Annotated in this window: 17 protein-coding genes; all 17 read right to left on the bottom strand. The window is 63.8% G+C overall.

From position 1 onward, the window contains the following. Nucleotides 1-11 precede the first annotated feature (11 nt). Nucleotides 12-2,240 (bottom strand): chemotaxis protein CheA, encoded by a 2,229-nt coding sequence (locus CAG00_RS07895; RefSeq protein WP_085663990.1) that lies wholly within the window; start codon nucleotides 2,238-2,240, stop codon nucleotides 12-14. Between the two features lie 12 nt (nucleotides 2,241-2,252). Continuing rightward, entirely contained in the window at nucleotides 2,253-3,041 is a 789-nt protein-coding gene (locus CAG00_RS07890) for a protein phosphatase CheZ (RefSeq protein WP_015271204.1), read from the bottom strand. Between the two features lie 20 nt (nucleotides 3,042-3,061). Then, entirely contained in the window at nucleotides 3,062-3,436 is a 375-nt protein-coding gene (locus CAG00_RS07885; protein ID WP_075045918.1) for a chemotaxis response regulator CheY, read from the bottom strand. A 103-nt stretch (nucleotides 3,437-3,539) separates the two neighbouring features. Continuing rightward, a complete protein-coding gene (gene fliA / locus CAG00_RS07880) occupies nucleotides 3,540-4,280 on the bottom strand; it encodes an RNA polymerase sigma factor FliA (protein ID WP_046614576.1) in 741 nt (246 codons plus the stop codon). Further along, entirely contained in the window at nucleotides 4,277-5,110 is an 834-nt protein-coding gene (fleN, locus tag CAG00_RS07875) for a flagellar synthesis regulator FleN (protein ID WP_003254408.1), read from the bottom strand. Before fleN ends, fliA begins: the two co-directional genes overlap by 4 nt. Nucleotides 5,111-5,203: 93 nt before the next feature. After that, nucleotides 5,204-6,511 carry a flagellar biosynthesis protein FlhF gene (gene flhF / locus CAG00_RS07870; RefSeq protein WP_085589005.1) on the bottom strand — a complete coding sequence of 436 codons (1,308 nt, stop codon included), beginning with the start codon at nucleotides 6,509-6,511 and terminating at the stop codon, nucleotides 5,204-5,206. Between the two features lie 11 nt (nucleotides 6,512-6,522). After that, the gene (gene flhA / locus CAG00_RS07865; protein WP_025340073.1) at nucleotides 6,523-8,652 is read right to left on the bottom strand and encodes a flagellar biosynthesis protein FlhA; all 2,130 of its coding nucleotides are present in this window, start codon (nucleotides 8,650-8,652) and stop codon (nucleotides 6,523-6,525) included. 416 nt (nucleotides 8,653-9,068) lie between these two features. After that, nucleotides 9,069-10,211: a flagellar biosynthesis protein FlhB gene (gene flhB, locus CAG00_RS07860; protein WP_015271208.1), complete on the bottom strand. Its 1,143-nt coding sequence runs from the start codon at nucleotides 10,209-10,211 to the stop codon at nucleotides 9,069-9,071. 2 nt (nucleotides 10,212-10,213) lie between these two features. Beyond that, entirely contained in the window at nucleotides 10,214-10,990 is a 777-nt protein-coding gene (gene fliR, locus CAG00_RS07855) for a flagellar biosynthetic protein FliR (protein ID WP_085589009.1), read from the bottom strand. 7 nt (nucleotides 10,991-10,997) lie between these two features. Further along, on the bottom strand, nucleotides 10,998-11,267 hold the full coding sequence (gene fliQ, locus CAG00_RS07850) for a flagellar biosynthesis protein FliQ (RefSeq protein WP_075045922.1): 270 nt from the start codon (nucleotides 11,265-11,267) through the stop codon (nucleotides 10,998-11,000). A 21-nt stretch (nucleotides 11,268-11,288) separates the two neighbouring features. Then, a complete protein-coding gene (gene fliP, locus CAG00_RS07845; RefSeq protein ID WP_003257293.1) occupies nucleotides 11,289-12,044 on the bottom strand; it encodes a flagellar type III secretion system pore protein FliP in 756 nt (251 codons plus the stop codon). Further along, nucleotides 12,044-12,478: a flagellar biosynthetic protein FliO gene (fliO, locus tag CAG00_RS07840; protein WP_085664062.1), complete on the bottom strand. Its 435-nt coding sequence runs from the start codon at nucleotides 12,476-12,478 to the stop codon at nucleotides 12,044-12,046. Before fliO ends, fliP begins: the two co-directional genes overlap by 1 nt. Nucleotides 12,479-12,490: 12 nt before the next feature. Further along, nucleotides 12,491-12,961 (bottom strand): flagellar motor switch protein FliN, encoded by a 471-nt coding sequence (fliN, locus tag CAG00_RS07835; RefSeq protein WP_003257291.1) that lies wholly within the window; start codon nucleotides 12,959-12,961, stop codon nucleotides 12,491-12,493. Nucleotides 12,962-13,007: 46 nt separating this feature from the next. Next, a complete protein-coding gene (gene fliM / locus CAG00_RS07830; protein WP_013973595.1) occupies nucleotides 13,008-13,976 on the bottom strand; it encodes a flagellar motor switch protein FliM in 969 nt (322 codons plus the stop codon). Nucleotides 13,977-13,985: 9 nt separating this feature from the next. Continuing rightward, nucleotides 13,986-14,483, bottom strand: coding sequence for a flagellar basal body-associated protein FliL (gene fliL, locus CAG00_RS07825; RefSeq protein WP_025340078.1), 498 nt, complete (start codon nucleotides 14,481-14,483; stop codon nucleotides 13,986-13,988). Nucleotides 14,484-14,701: 218 nt separating this feature from the next. Continuing rightward, the gene (locus CAG00_RS07820) at nucleotides 14,702-15,970 is read right to left on the bottom strand and encodes a flagellar hook-length control protein FliK (protein WP_085663989.1); all 1,269 of its coding nucleotides are present in this window, start codon (nucleotides 15,968-15,970) and stop codon (nucleotides 14,702-14,704) included. 72 nt (nucleotides 15,971-16,042) lie between these two features. Then, complete coding sequence (locus tag CAG00_RS07815; protein ID WP_061304343.1) at nucleotides 16,043-16,390, bottom strand: Hpt domain-containing protein; 348 nt, start codon at nucleotides 16,388-16,390, stop codon at nucleotides 16,043-16,045. Nucleotides 16,391-16,411 lie beyond the last annotated feature (21 nt).

Here is a 16,411-nt window from a genome sequence, read left to right as displayed (position 1 = left end):
CGCCACCGAAATCAAATACGCCGCGCGGCGTAACGCTTGAGCATGCTCGGGACGTCGAGAATCAACGCGATGCGACCGTCGCCGGTGATGGTGGCCCCGGACATGCCCGGGGTGCCCTGCAGCATCTTGCCCAGCGGCTTGATTACCACTTCTTCCTGGCCAACCAGTTGATCGACGACAAAGCCGATGCGCTGGGTGCCGACCGACAGGATCACCACGTGGCCCTCGTGCTGCTCTTCGTGCACCTGGCCCTGGACCAGCCAGCGCTTGAGGTAGAACAGCGGCAGCGCCTTGTCGCGCACGATCACCACTTCCTGGCCGTCGACCACATTGGTGCGCGACAGGTCGAGGTGGAAGATCTCGTTGACGTTGACCAGCGGGAAGGCGAACGCCTGGTTGCCCAGCATCACCATCAGGGTTGGCATGATCGCCAGGGTCAGCGGCACCTTGATGACGATCTTCGAGCCCTGGCCCTTGGCCGAGAAGATGTTGATCGAGCCGTTGAGCTGGGAGATCTTGGTCTTCACCACGTCCATGCCCACACCGCGGCCGGACACGTCGGAAATCTCGGTCTTGGTCGAGAAGCCCGGGGCGAAGATCAGGTTGTAGCAGTCCGACTCGCTCAGGCGATCGGCGGCATCCTTGTCCATCAGGCCCTTTTCCACGGCCTTGGCGCGCAGGATGTTGGGGTCCATGCCCTTGCCGTCGTCAGAGATCGACAGCAGGATGTGGTCGCCTTCCTGCTCGGCCGACAACACCACGCGGCCGGTGCGCGCCTTGCCGGAGGCTTCACGCTCTTCGGGCATTTCCACGCCATGGTCGACGGCGTTGCGCACCAGGTGCACCAACGGGTCGGCCAGGGCCTCGACCAGGTTCTTGTCGAGGTCGGTCTCTTCGCCGACCAGCTCCAGGTTGATCTCTTTCTTGAGCTGGCGGGCCAGGTCGCGCACCAGGCGCGGGAAGCGGCCGAAGACTTTCTTGATCGGCTGCATGCGGGTTTTCATCACCGCGGTCTGCAGGTCGGCGGTGACCACGTCGAGGTTGGACACGGCCTTGGACATGGCCTCGTCGCCGCTGTTCAGGCCCAGGCGCACCAGGCGGTTACGCACCAGCACCAGTTCGCCGACCATGTTCATGATCTCGTCCAGGCGCGCGGTATCGACCCGCACGGTGGTTTCCGCTTCGCTGGCGCCATGCTTCTCGGCAGCCGGCGCCGGGGCGCGGGGTGCTGCGGCAGGTTTGCTGGCAGGTGCCGGTGCCGGCGCAGCAACTGCGGCTGGCTTGGCCACGGGCTGGCTGTCGGCCTTGGCCGCGACCGGCGCTTGCACCTTGGCCGCAGCCGGGGCTTCGACGGCGGCAACGTCGCCACCGAACTTGCCCTTGCCGTGCAACTGGTCCAGCAGCGCCTCGAACTCGTGCTCGCTGATTTCGTCGCTGGCTGCGCTGGTATCGGTTGCGGCCTGCGTCTGCGCCTTGGCAGCGGGCAAGGCATCGGCCTGGAAGGTGCCCTTGCCATGCAACTGGTCCAGCAGCGATTCGAACTCGGCGTCGGTAATTTCGTCGCTGGCCGCTTCCGGCGCGCTGGCAACCGGCTGCGCGGCAACCTCGGCACTGAACTGGCCTTTGCCGTGCAACTGGTCGAGCAGCGACTCGAACTCGGCGTCGCTGATTTCGTCACCTTCACCGCTGACGGTCTCGCCCTGCATCTGCTCGTCGGCCGCAGCTTGTGCCTTGACCGCATCGAGCGAATCGAGCAGCTGCTCGAACTCGCTGTCGGTGATGTCCTGCTCCTCGGCAGGCGCTTCGGCAACCGGTGCCGCAGCGGCAGGCACTTCAACGGCTTCGGCGCCACCCGGCTCGGCCAGGCGCGACAGCGCCGCCAGCAGCTCGGGGGTGGCCGCGGTCACTTCGGTGCGCTCGCGCACCTGGCCAAACATGCTGTTGACCGTGTCCAGTGCCTCGAGCACCACATCCATCAGTTCCGCGTCGACCCGGCGCTCACCTTTGCGCAGGACGTCGAACACGTTCTCGGCGATATGGCAGCACTCCACCAGCTCGTTCAGCTGAAGGAAGCCGGCGCCCCCTTTTACAGTGTGGAAACCGCGAAAGATCGCATTGAGCAGGTCGGCATCGTCGGGCCGGCTTTCCAGCTCGACCAGTTGCTCGGACAGTTGCTCAAGAATTTCGCCGGCTTCTACCAGGAAATCCTGGAGGATTTCTTCATCGGCGCCGAAGCTCATCAAACGTGCTCCTTAAAAACCCAGGCTGGACAGCAAATCATCGACATCGTCCTGACCGGACACGACGTCTTCACGCTTATCGGCATGAATCTGCGGACCTTCACCCCGAGTCGGATGTTTTTCTCGATCTTTTTCTGCGCGCAGTTGATCGTGGTCATGCTGGATGCCCGCAAAGCGGTCGACCTGGCTGGCCATCAACACCAGTTTGAGCAGGTTGCTTTCTACCTCGGTGACCAACGTGGTGACGCGCTTGATCACCTGGCCGGTCAGGTCCTGATAGTCCTGGGCCAGCAGAATGTCGTTGAGGTGGCCGGCGACCTTGCGGTTACCTTCGGCGCTGTGCGTCAGGAAACTGTCGACGCGCTTGACCAGGTCACGGAACTCCGGCGCAGCTACTTCGCGGCGCATGAAACGCTGCCAGTCGGTGCTCAGGGCCTGGGCCTCGCTGGCCAGGTCGTTGAGCACCGGGGTGCTTTCCTCGACCAGGTCCATGGTGCGGTTGGCCGCGCCCTCGGTGAGCCTGACCACGTACGACAGGCGCTCGGTGGCGTCGGTTATCTGCGACACCTCCTCGGCCTGCGGCATGGTCGGGTCGATCTGGAAACTGACGATGGCACTGTGCAGCTCGCGGGTCAGCTTGCCGACTTCCTGGTACAGGCCGCGGTCGCGGGTCTGGTTCAACTCGTGAATCAGCTGCACCGCCTCGCCGAAACGGCCCCGCTCCAGGCTTTCGACCAGCTCCTGGGCATGCTTCTTCAGGGTCGATTCGAACTCGCCCAAAGACGTTTGTGATGAATCCATGGCGCGCCCCCTGACGTGACTCAACCGTTGACGCGTTCGAAGATCTTCTCGATCTTTTCTTTGAGCACCTGGGCGGTGAACGGCTTGACCACGTAGCCATTGACGCCGGCCTGGGCCGCTTCGATGATCTGGTCGCGCTTGGCTTCGGCGGTCACCATCAGCACCGGCATGGATTTCAGGCGATCGTGGGCACGCACCTTGCGCAGCAGGTCGATGCCGGACATGCCGGGCATGTTCCAGTCGGTCACCAGGAAGTCGTAGTGGCCGTTCTCCAGCATCGGCAGCGCCGTGGTGCCGTCGTCGGCTTCTTCGGTGTTGGTGAAGCCCAGGTCACGCAACAGGTTCTTGATGATCCGCCGCATCGTCGAAAAGTCGTCAACGATGAGGATTTTCATGTCTTTGTTCAAGTAGACCTCCAAGCAGTCTCAAACGCGCTCGGCCCCGAGCGCGCATTCACAATTCGGTACAACGTAGAAAACGACTGCAACGACAGCGGGCTCAACGCGCCCGCCATTCCCCCAGGCGGCTGCGCAGGCGCGCGGCACACTGGCTGTGCAACTGGCTGACCCGCGACTCGCTGACCCCCAGCACCTCACCGATTTCCTTGAGGTTCAGCTCTTCGTCGTAGTACAGCGCCAGCACCAGGCGCTCACGCTCCGGCAGGTTGGCGATGGCCTCGGTCAGGGCGGCCTGGAAGCGCTCGTCCTCCAGGCCACGCGCAGGTTCTACCTGGCCACTGGCGCCATCCTCATGCAGCCCTTCGTGCTCGCCGTCCTGCAACAGGTCGTCGAAGCTGAACAGGCGGCTGCCCAGGGTATCGTTCAAGATCCCGTAGTAATCATCGAGACTCAATTGGAGTTCGGCAGCAACTTCATGATCTTTAGCGTCACGGCCGGTTCTGGCTTCAACCGCACGCATCGCGTCGCTTACCATGCGGGTGTTGCGGTGCACCGAACGCGGTGCCCAGTCGCCCTTGCGCACTTCGTCCAGCATGGCCCCGCGAATGCGGATGCCGGCGTAGGTTTCGAAGCTGGCGCCCTTGCTGGCGTCGTACTTGTTGGCCACTTCCAGCAGGCCGATCATGCCGGCCTGGATCAGGTCCTCGACCTGCACGTTGGCCGGCAGCCGCGCCAGCAGGTGGTAGGCGATGCGCTTGACCAGCGGGGCGTAGCGCTCGATCAGCTCGTACTGCGCGTCTTTCGACGCCCGGCTGTACATCTTGAAGCCGCTGGCGTTCATAGCACAGGTCCCGCGCTGGTGGGCTGCACCAGACGCTCGACAAAGAACTCCAGATGGCCGCGCGGGTTGGCCGGCAGCGGCCAGCTATCGACCTTCTGGGCAATCGCCTTGAAGGCCAGCGCGCATTTGGAGCGTGGGAAGGCTTCGTACACGGCACGCTGCTTCTGCACCGCCTTGCGCACGCACTCGTCATACGGCACGGCGCCCACGTACTGCAGGGCAACGTCAAGGAAGCGGTCGGTGACCTTGGTCAGCTTGGCGAACAGGTTGCGGCCTTCCTGCGGGCTCTGCGCCATGTTGGCCAGCACCCGGAAACGGTTCATGCCGTAGTCGCGGTTGAGCAGCTTGATCAGGGCGTAGGCATCGGTGATCGAGGTGGGTTCGTCGCATACCACCAGCAGCACTTCCTGGGCGGCACGGACGAAGCTGACCACCGAATCACCGATACCGGCCGCGGTGTCGATCACCAACACGTCGAGGTTGTCGCCGATTTCGCTGAACGCCTGGATCAGCCCGGCATGCTGGGCCGGGGCCAGGTGCACCATGCTCTGCGTGCCCGAGGCAGCCGGCACGATGCGCACACCACCGGGGCCCTGCAACATCACGTCGCGCAGCTCGCAGCGCCCTTCGATGACATCGGCCAGGGTCCGCTTGGGGGTAAGGCCCAGCAGCACATCGACATTGGCCAGGCCCAGGTCGGCGTCGAGCAGCATGACCCTGCGGCCAAGCTCGGCCAGCGCCAGGGACAGGTTCACTGAAACGTTAGTCTTGCCGACGCCACCTTTGCCACCGGTCACGGCGATCACCTGTACGGGATGCATGCTACCCATGTCTGTTCTTTACCTTGTCTCGCTGGGACTCAGGCCACACGTAGGGCAATTCTGCGTACCCCTTGGCATAGCTACCTTGCACACATTTCATCATCAACCCGCTCGCCGTGGGTTGTGATAGAGATCAGCGAACATGTCGGCCATGGCCTCTTCGCTGGGCTCGTCCTGCTGCTGCACATTGACCGCGCGGGAGACCAACTGGTGCCCCCGTGGCAGGTGCAGGTCGTCAGGAATGCGCGGCCCGTCGGTCAGGTAGGCCACTGGCAAATCATGACTGATGGCAAGGCTCAGCACGTCGCCAAGGCTCGCCGTTTCATCGAGTTTGGTCAGGATGCAACCGGCCAGGCCGCAGCGCTTGTAGCTGTGGTAGGCGGCGGTCAGCACCTGCTTCTGGCTGGTGGTGGCCAGCACCAGGTAGTTCTTCGCGGCAATGCCACGCCCGGCCAGGGTGTCCAGTTGCATGCGCAGGGCCGGGTCGCTGGCCTGCAGGCCGGCGGTATCGATCAGCACCACCCGCTTGCGCAACAGCGGCTCCAGCGCCGCGGCCAGCGACTGGCCCGGGTCGACGTAGGTAACCGGCACGTTGAGGATGCGACCCAGGGTCTTGAGCTGCTCCTGGGCGCCGATGCGGAAGCTGTCCATGCTCACCAGCGCCAGGTTCTGCGCGCCGTACTTGAGCACGTAGCGGGCGGCCAGCTTGGCCAGGGTAGTGGTCTTGCCCATGCCGGCCGGGCCGACCATCGCGATCACCCCGCCCTCTTCGATCGGCTCGACCTCGGGGATTTCGATCATCCGCGCCAGGTGCGCCAGCAACATGCGCCAGGCCTGGCGTGGCTCGTCGATCTCGGCAGTCAGGTCCAGCAGCTCACGGGCGATCGGCCCGGACAGGCCGATGCGCTGCAACCGGCGCCAGACGGTGGCCTGCTGCGGCTTGCTGCCCTGCAGCTGGTTCCAGGCCAGCGAGCCGAGCTGCACTTCCAGCAGCTCGCGCAGGCCCGACAGCTCGGAGCGCATGGCATCGAACAGGCGCGGGTCGACCGGCGCCGACGCAGGCGCTGCAGCAGCCTCGGGAACATCGACATGCGGTTCGATCAACGGCTCGGCGGCGGTCAGCGACTGCCCGGCGAACAATTGGCGGTTATTGTCGCTGCTGTCCTGGCGGTGGCCCAGCTCGGCCTGGGCAGTGGCGATGCGCGTATGGGTCTTGCGCAGCTCTTCTTCCAGTTCGGCGTTGGGCACACGCGGGGCCAGGGCGGACAGCTTGTAGTCCAGCGCGGCCGTCAGCTCGACACCGCCGGCGATGCGACGGTTGCCGATGATGGCGGCATCGGCGCCCAGCTCATCACGGACCAGCTTCATGGCCTGACGCATATCGGCGGCGAAAAATCGCTTAACTTGCATTATCCCCTACCTCAGCCGTTAGGGCCCACGGTGGCAACGATGGTGACTTGCTTGTTGTCCGGTATTTCCTGATACGCCAGAACATGCAAATTCGGTACAGCCAGGCGACCAAAACGCGACAGCATGGCGCGGATCGGGCCGGCAACCAGGAGGATGGCCGGCTGGCCCTGCATTTCCTGGCGCTGGGCCGCCTCGATCAGCGAACGCTGCAGCTTCTCGGCCATGCTCGGCTCCAGAAGAACACCGTCTTCCTGACCTTGCCCGGCCCTTTGCAGACTATTGAGCAAAATCTGTTCCAACCTTGGCTCCAGGGTAATCACTGGCAGCTCCGACTCAACGCCGACAATGCTTTGCACGATGGCGCGACACAATCCGACGCGCACTGCCGCCACCAGCGCGGCGGTATCTTGACTCTTGCCGGCGTTGTTCGCGATCGCCTCGGCGATACTGCGAATATCGCGCACTGGCACCTGTTCCGACAACAGCGCTTGCAGCACCTTGAGCAGGCCCGACAAGGAAATGACACCCGGCACCAGCTCTTCTGCAAGTTTAGGCGATGCCTTGGCCAACACCTGCAGCAGTTGCTGGACCTCTTCATGGCCGATCAGCTCGTGGCAGTGCTTCTGCAGGATCTGGTTCAGGTGGGTGGCCACCACGGTACTGGCGTCGACCACGGTGTAGCCCAGCGACTGCGCCTGGGAGCGCTGGCCGACATCGATCCAAACGGCTTCAAGGCCAAACGCCGGGTCGCGCGCAGCAATGCCGTTGAGGGTGCCGAACACCTGCCCCGGGTTGATTGCCAGTTCGCGGTCCGGGTAGATCTCGGCTTCGGCCAGGATCACCCCCATCAGGGTCAGGCGATACGCACTGGGCTGCAGGTCGAGGTTGTCGCGGATGTGCACGGTGGGCATGAGGAAGCCCAGGTCTTGCGACAGCTTCTTGCGCACGCCCTTGATCCGCGCCAGCAATTGGCCACCCTGGTTGCGATCGACCAGCGGGATCAGCCGGTAGCCGACCTCCAGGCCAATCATGTCGATCGGCGTGACGTCGTCCCAGCCCAGCTCCTTGGTTTCCAGCGCACGCTGTGGCGAGGGCAGCAGGTCCTGCTGGCGTTGCGCCTCCTGCAGCGCCTGCGCCTTGGCCTTCTGTTGCTTCTTCCATACCAGGTAGGCGCCACCACCGGCCAGCAGGCCGAGGCTTAGGAAGGCCACGTGCGGCATGCCCGGCACCAGGCCCATGACGATCATCAGCGCGGCGGACACCGCCAGGGCCTTGGGCGAATCGAACATCTGCCGGTTGATCAGCTTGCCCATGTCCTCGGAGCCCGAAGCACGGGTAACCATGATCGCGGCAGCGGTGGACAGCAACAGTGATGGCAATTGCGCCACCAAACCGTCACCGATGGTCAGCAAGGCGTACACCTTGCCGGCATCGCCAAAGCTCATGCCGTGCTGCAGCATGCCGATCAGCATGCCGCCGATCAGGTTGATGAACAGGATCAGCAGGCCGGCAATGGCGTCACCGCGGACGAACTTGCTGGCACCGTCCATCGAACCGTAGAACTCGGCTTCCTGCGCCACTTCGGCACGACGGTGCTTGGCCTGGGCCTGGTCGATCAGGCCGGCGTTGAGGTCGGCGTCGATGGCCATCTGCTTGCCGGGCATGGCGTCGAGGGTGAAACGCGCGCTCACTTCCGAGATACGCCCCGCGCCCTTGGTCACCACCACGAAGTTGATGATCATGAGGATGGCGAACACCACGGCACCGACCACGTAGTTACCGCCGATCACCACCTCGCCGAAGGCCTGGATAACCTTGCCGGCGGCGCCGTGGCCCTCCTGGCCATGCAGCATCACCACCCGGGTGGAAGCCACGTTCAGGGCCAGGCGCAACAGCGTGGCCACCAGCAGGATGGTGGGGAATGCGGCGAAGTCGAGCGGGCGCAGGGCGTAGACGCAGACCAGCAGGACCACGATCGACAGGGCGATGTTGAAAGTGAAGAACACGTCGAGCAGGAACGGCGGTATCGGCAACATCATCATTGCCAACATCACCAGCAGCAACAGCGGCACACCCAGGTTGCCCCGGCCGAGCCCGGCCAGGTTGTTACGGGCGTTGCTGATTAACTGAGTGCGATCCACCGCGAGTCCTCTTGATGCAAAACTTTGACGCACAGGAGGCGCCTGGCGCTGGCTTTGCAAGAAGCCTTCCAACTTTGCTCGACGGGGGATTTATGTTGCCTGTTCCGGCCTCTTCGCGGGTGAACCCGCTCCCACAGGTGCGGCGTCGCCCTCGAGGAGCATGAGGTCCCTGTGGGAGCGGGCGTGCCCGCGAAAGGGCCAGACGCCCTGACACAAGGTCAACTGTCGCGGCGCAGGCGCCTGGCGCCAGCTTGACAAGAAGCCTTCCAACTTTGCTCGACGGGGGATTTATGTTGCCTGTTCCGGCCTCTTCGCGGGCACGCCCGCTCCCACAGGGACCGCACAGCCTTCAAGGCCCGCAGAGGACCTGTGGGAGCGGGTTCACCCGCGAAAGGGCCAGGCGCCCTGACACAAGGTCAACTGTCGCGGCGCAGATCCGGCGGAATCGGCAGGTCGTCCTTCAGCGGCTCTGGCCGCTTGCCCTTGCCTGCCCGGTACTGGCGGATCTGGAACACATAGGCCAGCACCTGCGCCACCGCCAGGTAAAGCCCGGCAGGGATTTCCTGCTCGAGTTCGGTGGAGTAGTAGATCGCCCGCGCCAACGCCGGCGACTCGAGGATCTGGACCTTGTGCTCCACGCCGATCTCGCGAATCTTCAGGGCAATGAAATCCGTCCCCTTGGCCAGCAGCAACGGCGCCGCCCCGCCTTTCTCCGGGTCGTATTGCAAGGCCACCGCATAATGCGTCGGGTTGGTGATGATCACGTCGGCTTCGGGCACAGCCGCCATCATGCGCCGCTGCGAGGCCTCACGCTGCAGCTGGCGAATACGCTGCTTGACCTCGGGCTTGCCTTCGCTGTCCTTGTACTCGTCCTTGATTTCCTGCTTGGTCATCTTCAGCTTGTTGTGCGTCTGCCACAGCTGGAACGGCACGTCCGCCGCCGCAATCAACAGCAGCCCGGCCGACATCCACAACGCACTCCAGCCCACCACCTGCAGGCTATGGATGATCGCCTGCTCCAACGGCTCATTGGCGATGGCGAGCAGCGCCTGGCGGTCATTGACCAACACCACTACCGCAACGACCAGAATCACGAAAAACTTGGCGAGTGCTTTCAATAGCTCGGTCAGGGCGTTCATCGAGAACATGCGCTTGATCCCCGACAAGGGATTCATGCGGCTGAATTTCGGCTGCAACAGGCTGCCGGAAAACAGGAAACCGCCCAGGACAATCGGCGCGACAAAGGAAATCACGAACAACAGGATCAAGATCGGCTGCACCGCCCAGATGGCCATCTTGCCCGAGGCCAACAGGAAGGCACCCATGGCCCGCTCATCGACGATGAAGTCGCGGGTCAGGCTGAAGTTCATGCGCATGATCGCCAGCAGTGTCTCGGCCAGGTGGCCGCCGAACGCCAGCAGGCCACCGGCGCCGGCCAAGGTCACCGCCACCGTGTTCAGCTCCTTGGAACGCGCGATCTCGCCTTTCTCGCGGGCATCGCGCTTGCGCTTGTCGGTGGGTTCTTCTGTCTTGTCCTGACCGCTTTCGCTTTCCGCCATGCTCAGCGCGCCCTTGCCAGATCACGCAGCCATTGCAGCGCTTCGCTGGCCAATGCCTGGTAATGGGAAAGTATGTCGGCCAGGCCGACCCAGAAAATGAACATGCCCATGACCAGGGTCAGCGGAAAACCGATGGAGAAAATGTTCAGCTGCGGCGCGGCACGCGTCATTACGCCAAAGGCGATGTTCACCACCAGCAGCGCGGCGATAGCCGGCAGGATCAGCAGCAGGCCGGCACCGAACACCCAGCCCAGGCGCCCCGCCATCTCCCAGAACTGATTGACCACCAGCGCATTGCCCACCGGCAAGGTGGTGAAGCTTTCGGTCAGCACCTCGAACGCCACCAGATGGCCGTTCATCAGCAGGAACAGCACGCTCACCAGCATGGTCATGAACTGGCTGATCACCGCAACGTTGACGCCGTTGGCCGGGTCGACCATCGATGCGAAGGCCATGCCCATCTGCACCGCGACGATCTGGCCAGCGATGACGAAAGCCTGGAACAACAACTGCAGCGACAACCCGAACAACGCCCCGACGATGACCTGCTCGGCACACAGCAGCAGTCCGCGCAGGCTCAGCGGATCGAACTCGGGCAAGGGCGGCAGGGCCGGGACGATCACCACGGTGATAGCCACCGCCACGTACAGACGCACCCGCGCCGGCAGCATGCGGGTGCCAAAGATCGGCATGGTCATCAACACTGCCGTCACCCTGAACAACGGCAGGATGAAGGTGGCGACCCAGGTGCCGATCTGCGTGTCGGTCAGCTCCAGCATCGGCGCGTCAACCGATCAGCTGCGGGATGTTGGTGTACAGACTGGTGATGTACTCCATGAACTTCTGCACCAGCCACGGCCCGGCGACGATCAGCGTGACCAGCATCACCAGCAGGCGTGGCAGGAAGCTCAGGGTCTGTTCGTTGATCTGCGTGGCGGCCTGGAACATGGCAACCACCAGGCCCACCAGCAGGCTGGGCACAACCAGTATGGCGACCATCAGGGTGGTCAGCCACAAGGCATCACGGAACAGGTCGACAGCGACTTCAGGTGTCATCGGCGGCTCTCCTTGACGGCGTCAGACGCCGCCGAAACTGCTGGCCAAGGTGCCCATGATCAGCGCCCAGCCATCGACCAGCACGAACAGCATGATCTTGAACGGCAGCGAGATGATCAGCGGCGACAGCATCATCATACCCATGGCCATCAGCACGCTGGCTACCACCATGTCGATGATCAGGAACGGGATGAAGATCATGAAACCGATCTGGAACGCAGTCTTCAGCTCGGAGGTGACGAACGCCGGCACCAGGATCGTCAGCGGCACCTGGTCCGGGCCGGCGATGTCGGTACGCTTGGACAGGCGCATGAACAGGTCGAGGTCGCTTTGCCGGGTTTGCGCCAGCATGAAGTCCTTGAGCGGCCCCTGGGCCTTGTCGATGGCCTGCTGGGCAGTCATCTGCTCCTTCAGGTACGGCTGCAGTGCGTCCTGATTCACCCGGTCGAACACCGGCGCCATGATGAACATGGTCAGGAACAGTGCCATGCCCGTCAGCAGCTGGTTCGACGGCGTCTGCTGCAAGCCCAAGGCCTGACGCAGGATCGAGAACACGATGATGATGCGGGTGAAGCTGGTCATCAGGATGACGAACGCCGGGATGAAGCTGAGCGCCGTCATGATCAGCAGGATCTGCAGGCTGACCGAATACTCCTGCTGCCCGTCCGCGGTATTGGACAGGGTAATGGCTGGGATCGACAGCGGGTCGGCCCCCAGGGCCAGCGGCGCAGCCAGCAGCAGCGCCAGAGTCAACAACACACGCAGCGCGCCACTCATCACTTCTTGTCCTTAGGGTCTTTGCCCATCAGCTCCATCAGCCGCTGGGCAAACTCCGGCGTCGCCTGGCGGGCGTTTTCCGGCACTTCCACGGGTTCGGCCAGCACATGCAGGGCCTCGATGCTGCCAGGGGTATGGCCGATCAGGATCTGCTCCTTGCCCACCTGCACCAGCAGCAGGCGGTCACGCGGGCCGATGGCCCGGCTGCCGACGATCTCGATCACCTGCCCGCCCTTCACCGCCGTGCTTTGCATGCGCCGCAGCAACCAGGCCAGGAAGAAGATCAGGCCGACCACCAGCAGCAGGCCGAAGACCATCTGCGCCAGCTGCCCACCGAGGCTGCCAGGCGCGGTTGCCGGGGTTGCCACCGGTGTGGCCGCGGCCAGGCAAGCCTGGCTGGCGAGCAGCGCGGCGAGCGCCGCGATGGCGCGCATCGTGCCCTTCACTCAGCGCAGCTTCTTGATACGTTCGCTGGGGCTGATCACGTCGGTCAGGCGGATGCCGAACTTCTCGTTGACCACCACCACCTCGCCATGGGCAATCAGCGTGCCGTTGACCAGCACGTCGAGCGGCTCGCCGGCCAGGCGGTCGAGCTCGATCACCGAGCCCTGGTTGAGCTGCAGCAGGTTGCGGATGTTGATCTCGGTACTGCCCACTTCCATGGAAATGTTCACCGGGATATCCAGGATCACGTCCAGGTTAGGGCCTTCGAGGCTGACGTTTTCGTTCGGCTTCGGCGAGCTGGCGAACTCCTCCATCGGCAGGCGGCCCGCGCCGCCGGTGCTGCTACCGGTGTCACCACCCAGCAGTGCATCGATATCGGCCTGGCCGGCTGCACCGGTTTCTTCCAGTGCCGCAGCCCATTCATCGGCCAGTGCCTGGTCCTCTGCGGAGGTGATCTCGTTTTCGTTAGCCATGGTTTCCTCGACAGGCATTCAATTCGTTATGAGCGACCGGCACGCGTCAGCGGCGTTCGATCGGGTCGATGATCTGCAGCGCCAGGTTGCCCTTGTGCGAACCCAGGCGCGCCTTGAACGACGGCACGCCGTTGGCGCGCAGCACCAGGTGCTCGGGCAGCTCCACCGGGATCACGTCGCCAGGCTGCATGTGCAGGATGTCGCGCAGCTTCAGCTGGCGCCGGGCTACGGTGGCGGTCAGCGGCACAGCCACGTCCAGCACGTCCTCGCGCAGGGCCTTGACCCAGCGCTCGTCCTGGTCGTCCAGGTCCGACTGGAAACCGGCGTCGAGCATTTCCCGCACCGGCTCGATCATCGAGTACGGCATGGTCACGTGCAGGTCGCCGCCACCGCCGTCCAGCTCGATGTGGAAGGTGGACACCACCACCGCCTCGCTGGGGCCGACAATGTTGGCCATGGCCGGGTTGACCTCGGAGTTCATGTACTCGAAGGTGACCGGCATGATTGCCTGCCAGGCTTCCTTGAGGTCGACGAAGCACTGGTCCAGCACCATGCGCACCACGCGCAACTCGGTGGGGGTGAACTCGCGGCCTTCGATCTTGGCGTGGCGGCCGTCGCCGCCAAAGAAGTTGTCCACCAGCTTGAACACCAGCTTGGCGTCGAGGATGAACAGCGAGGTACCGCGCAGCGGCTTGATCTTGACCAGGTTGAGGCTGGTCGGCACATACAGCGAGTGCACGTATTCGCCGAACTTCATCACCTGCACGCCGCCCACTGCCACATCGGCGGAGCGGCGCAGCAGGTTGAACATGCTGATACGGGTGTAACGGGCGAAACGCTCGTTGATCATTTCCAGGGTCGGCATGCGACCCCGCACGATACGGTCCTGACTGGTCAGGTCGTAGCTTTTGATGCTGCCAGGCTCGGATGCACTCTCGGTCTGCACCAGCCCGTCGTCGACGCCATGCAACAGGGCATCGATTTCATCCTGGGACAGCAGGTCCTGTACGGCCATTGCGGACTCCTACTGCAATACGAAATTGGTGAACAGCAACTGGTCGACGACCGGCTTGCCGACTTCCTTCTGCGCCACTTCCTGAACCACTGCGGTGGCCTTCTGGCGCAGCATTTCCTGCCCCACCGGGCTGCCGGCCAGGGTGTCGAAGCCTTGCCCGGAGAACATCATCACCAGGTTGTTGCGGATCACCGGCATGTGCACCTTGAGGGCGTCCAGGTCAGCCTGGCTGCGCGCTTGCAGGGTGATGCTCACCTGCATGTAGCGCTGGCGGCCGTTCTGGTTGAAGTTGACCACGAAGGCCGGGGCCAGCGCTTCGTAGATAGCCGCTGGCTTGACGTTGCTGGCTGCAGGATCGGCGGCCGGGGCCGGCTCGCTCTTGTGCATGATGAACCAGGTAGCGCCCACCGAAAGGCCGATCGCCAGCAACAGGCCCACTACCGCCAGCAGGATCAGCTTGAGTTTGCCTTTAGTGGCGGGGTCTTTGACTGCTTCGCTCTTCGCCATGCCAATAATCCGTCGTCCATCGGGGGTTCAAGGGAGGATGGCTTGGCTTGAGCAAGTGTTATGCCAGATTTCGCAGAAGGGAGATTTCAGCAGGAACGACTGTGCTGGCTTCTTCGCGGGTGAACCCGCTCCCACAGGACCTCCACAGGCTTCGAAGCCTGCACTGTACTTGTGGGAGCGGGTTTACCCGCGAAGAGGCCAGTACAGGCAATCGGGATCTACGCGTAATAATCGACCGCACTGTCGCCAACAACCACCTGCTGCTCCACAGGCCGGGCGCTATCGACTGCCTCTGCCCCGCCCTGCTCGGCCCGGCGCGCCGCCACCCCGGACAGGTTGCTGCCCTGTGCCTCCCCCTGCTGCTGCTGTTGCTGCCCACGCGACTGGTCGGCCACGTTGACATCCGGCTGTGCCAGCCCCTGCTGGGCGAACAGCTCGCGCAGGCGGTGCACCTGGCTGTCGAGGGCGTCACGCACGCCGGCGTGGCCGCTGATGAAGGTGATCTGGGTCGACTGGTCCGTCGCAACATTGACGCGAATGTCCAGGCGGCCCAGTTCTGCCGGCTCCAGCTGGATATCCGCCGACTTGAGGTTCTGGCTGGACAGGTACATGACCCGATTGACCAGGCCCTCGGCCCAGGCGTTCTGGTTCATCGGCAGCGGTTGGTGCAATGGGCTGGCATTGGCCGGCACGGCATTGGCGGTCTTGGCCGTGGCGGCCTGGGTCAGGTTGGCCAGGCGGTTGGCGAAGTCGTCTACGCGTGTATCGCTGCCAGCGCTCTTGGTGTCTTTCAGGCCATCTTCGAGCAAGCCGGCAAAGGCCTTGTCGCCAGGCTCGCCCGTTTCACCTTCGGCATTCTCGACCAGATTCGCCAAGGTATTGACGGCCATCTGCCCCTCTTCGCCCTGTGCCTGCGAAGGGTCCAGGGCATGCGCCGAGGTCGCTCCCTTGGCCTGGGCGCTTTGTTCCAGCGCCAGGCGCAGGGTAGGCAGGTTGGCCAAAGGGTCGGAGTCAGGGTCGAAGGCTTCCTCGGCGGCCGGCTCCTCGGGCAGCTCGGCGGTGACCTGCGCCTGCGCCGCGGCGGCCTGCAACACCGGCGCCACCGCCTCGGCCTGGGCCTGGATCAGTTGTGCGCCAGGCTGGGCGTCGGTGACCTGGCCGGCAACCAGGCTGGCATCGCGCAAGCCGGTGTCGGCCTGGGCCTGGTCGTCGGCTGGCAATTGTTTGCCGTCATCGGCAACCGCGGGTTTGTCGACAGCGGCTTTCTTGCCGCTCTGCGCCGCCTCGGGCTTGTCCTTGGGCTTGGCCTGGGCGACCTTGTCGTCCTGCCCGGCGGCCTTGTCGCGGCCCTGCCGGGCCATCACCTGGCCGAAGCCGTCGCCCTTGTCGCCCGGCGCCTGCAGCGGCTTGTCGGCCTGTGCGGTGGCCGAACGCGAGGTGTTGGCAATGGCGTTGCCTTGCAACAATGGGTTGGGTGCGACAGGCATCGAGCGGTCTCCGCGCCAGAAACAAAAAAATCATCCAGCCAGAGACAGGCAAGACTCGCGCCAAGTCGTGTTTCAACCCGCCGAAATGCGCTGCTGCTCACCTCGGTAGAAGCCCTGCACCTCGAGGAACTCTTGGTCGATGCGGTTGATCAGGTCTTCGATGCCATACAGCGGGGGCCGCCGTGCGCGCTCCTCCAGCTGCTGGCACAGGCTGGCCAATGCAACCGCGCCCATGTTGCTGCTGCTGCCCTTGAAACTGTGGGCCGCGGAGCCGAGCTCTTCGGCATTTTGGGCCGCGTGCAGCTGGCCCAGGCGCCGTTCGGAGTCTTCGAGAAAGGTTTGCACCAACTGCAGGTAGCCATCTTCCATGACCTCACGCAGGTCGCTGAGTACCTTGTGGTCAATATGCATGTCAGTCACTTGTTCACTCCTTGATCAAGC

Source organism: Pseudomonas sp. B5(2017), assembly GCF_002112825.1.
GTDB lineage: Bacteria > Pseudomonadota > Gammaproteobacteria > Pseudomonadales > Pseudomonadaceae > Aquipseudomonas > Aquipseudomonas putida_Z.
This window is presented reverse-complemented; position numbering and strand designations above follow the sequence as displayed.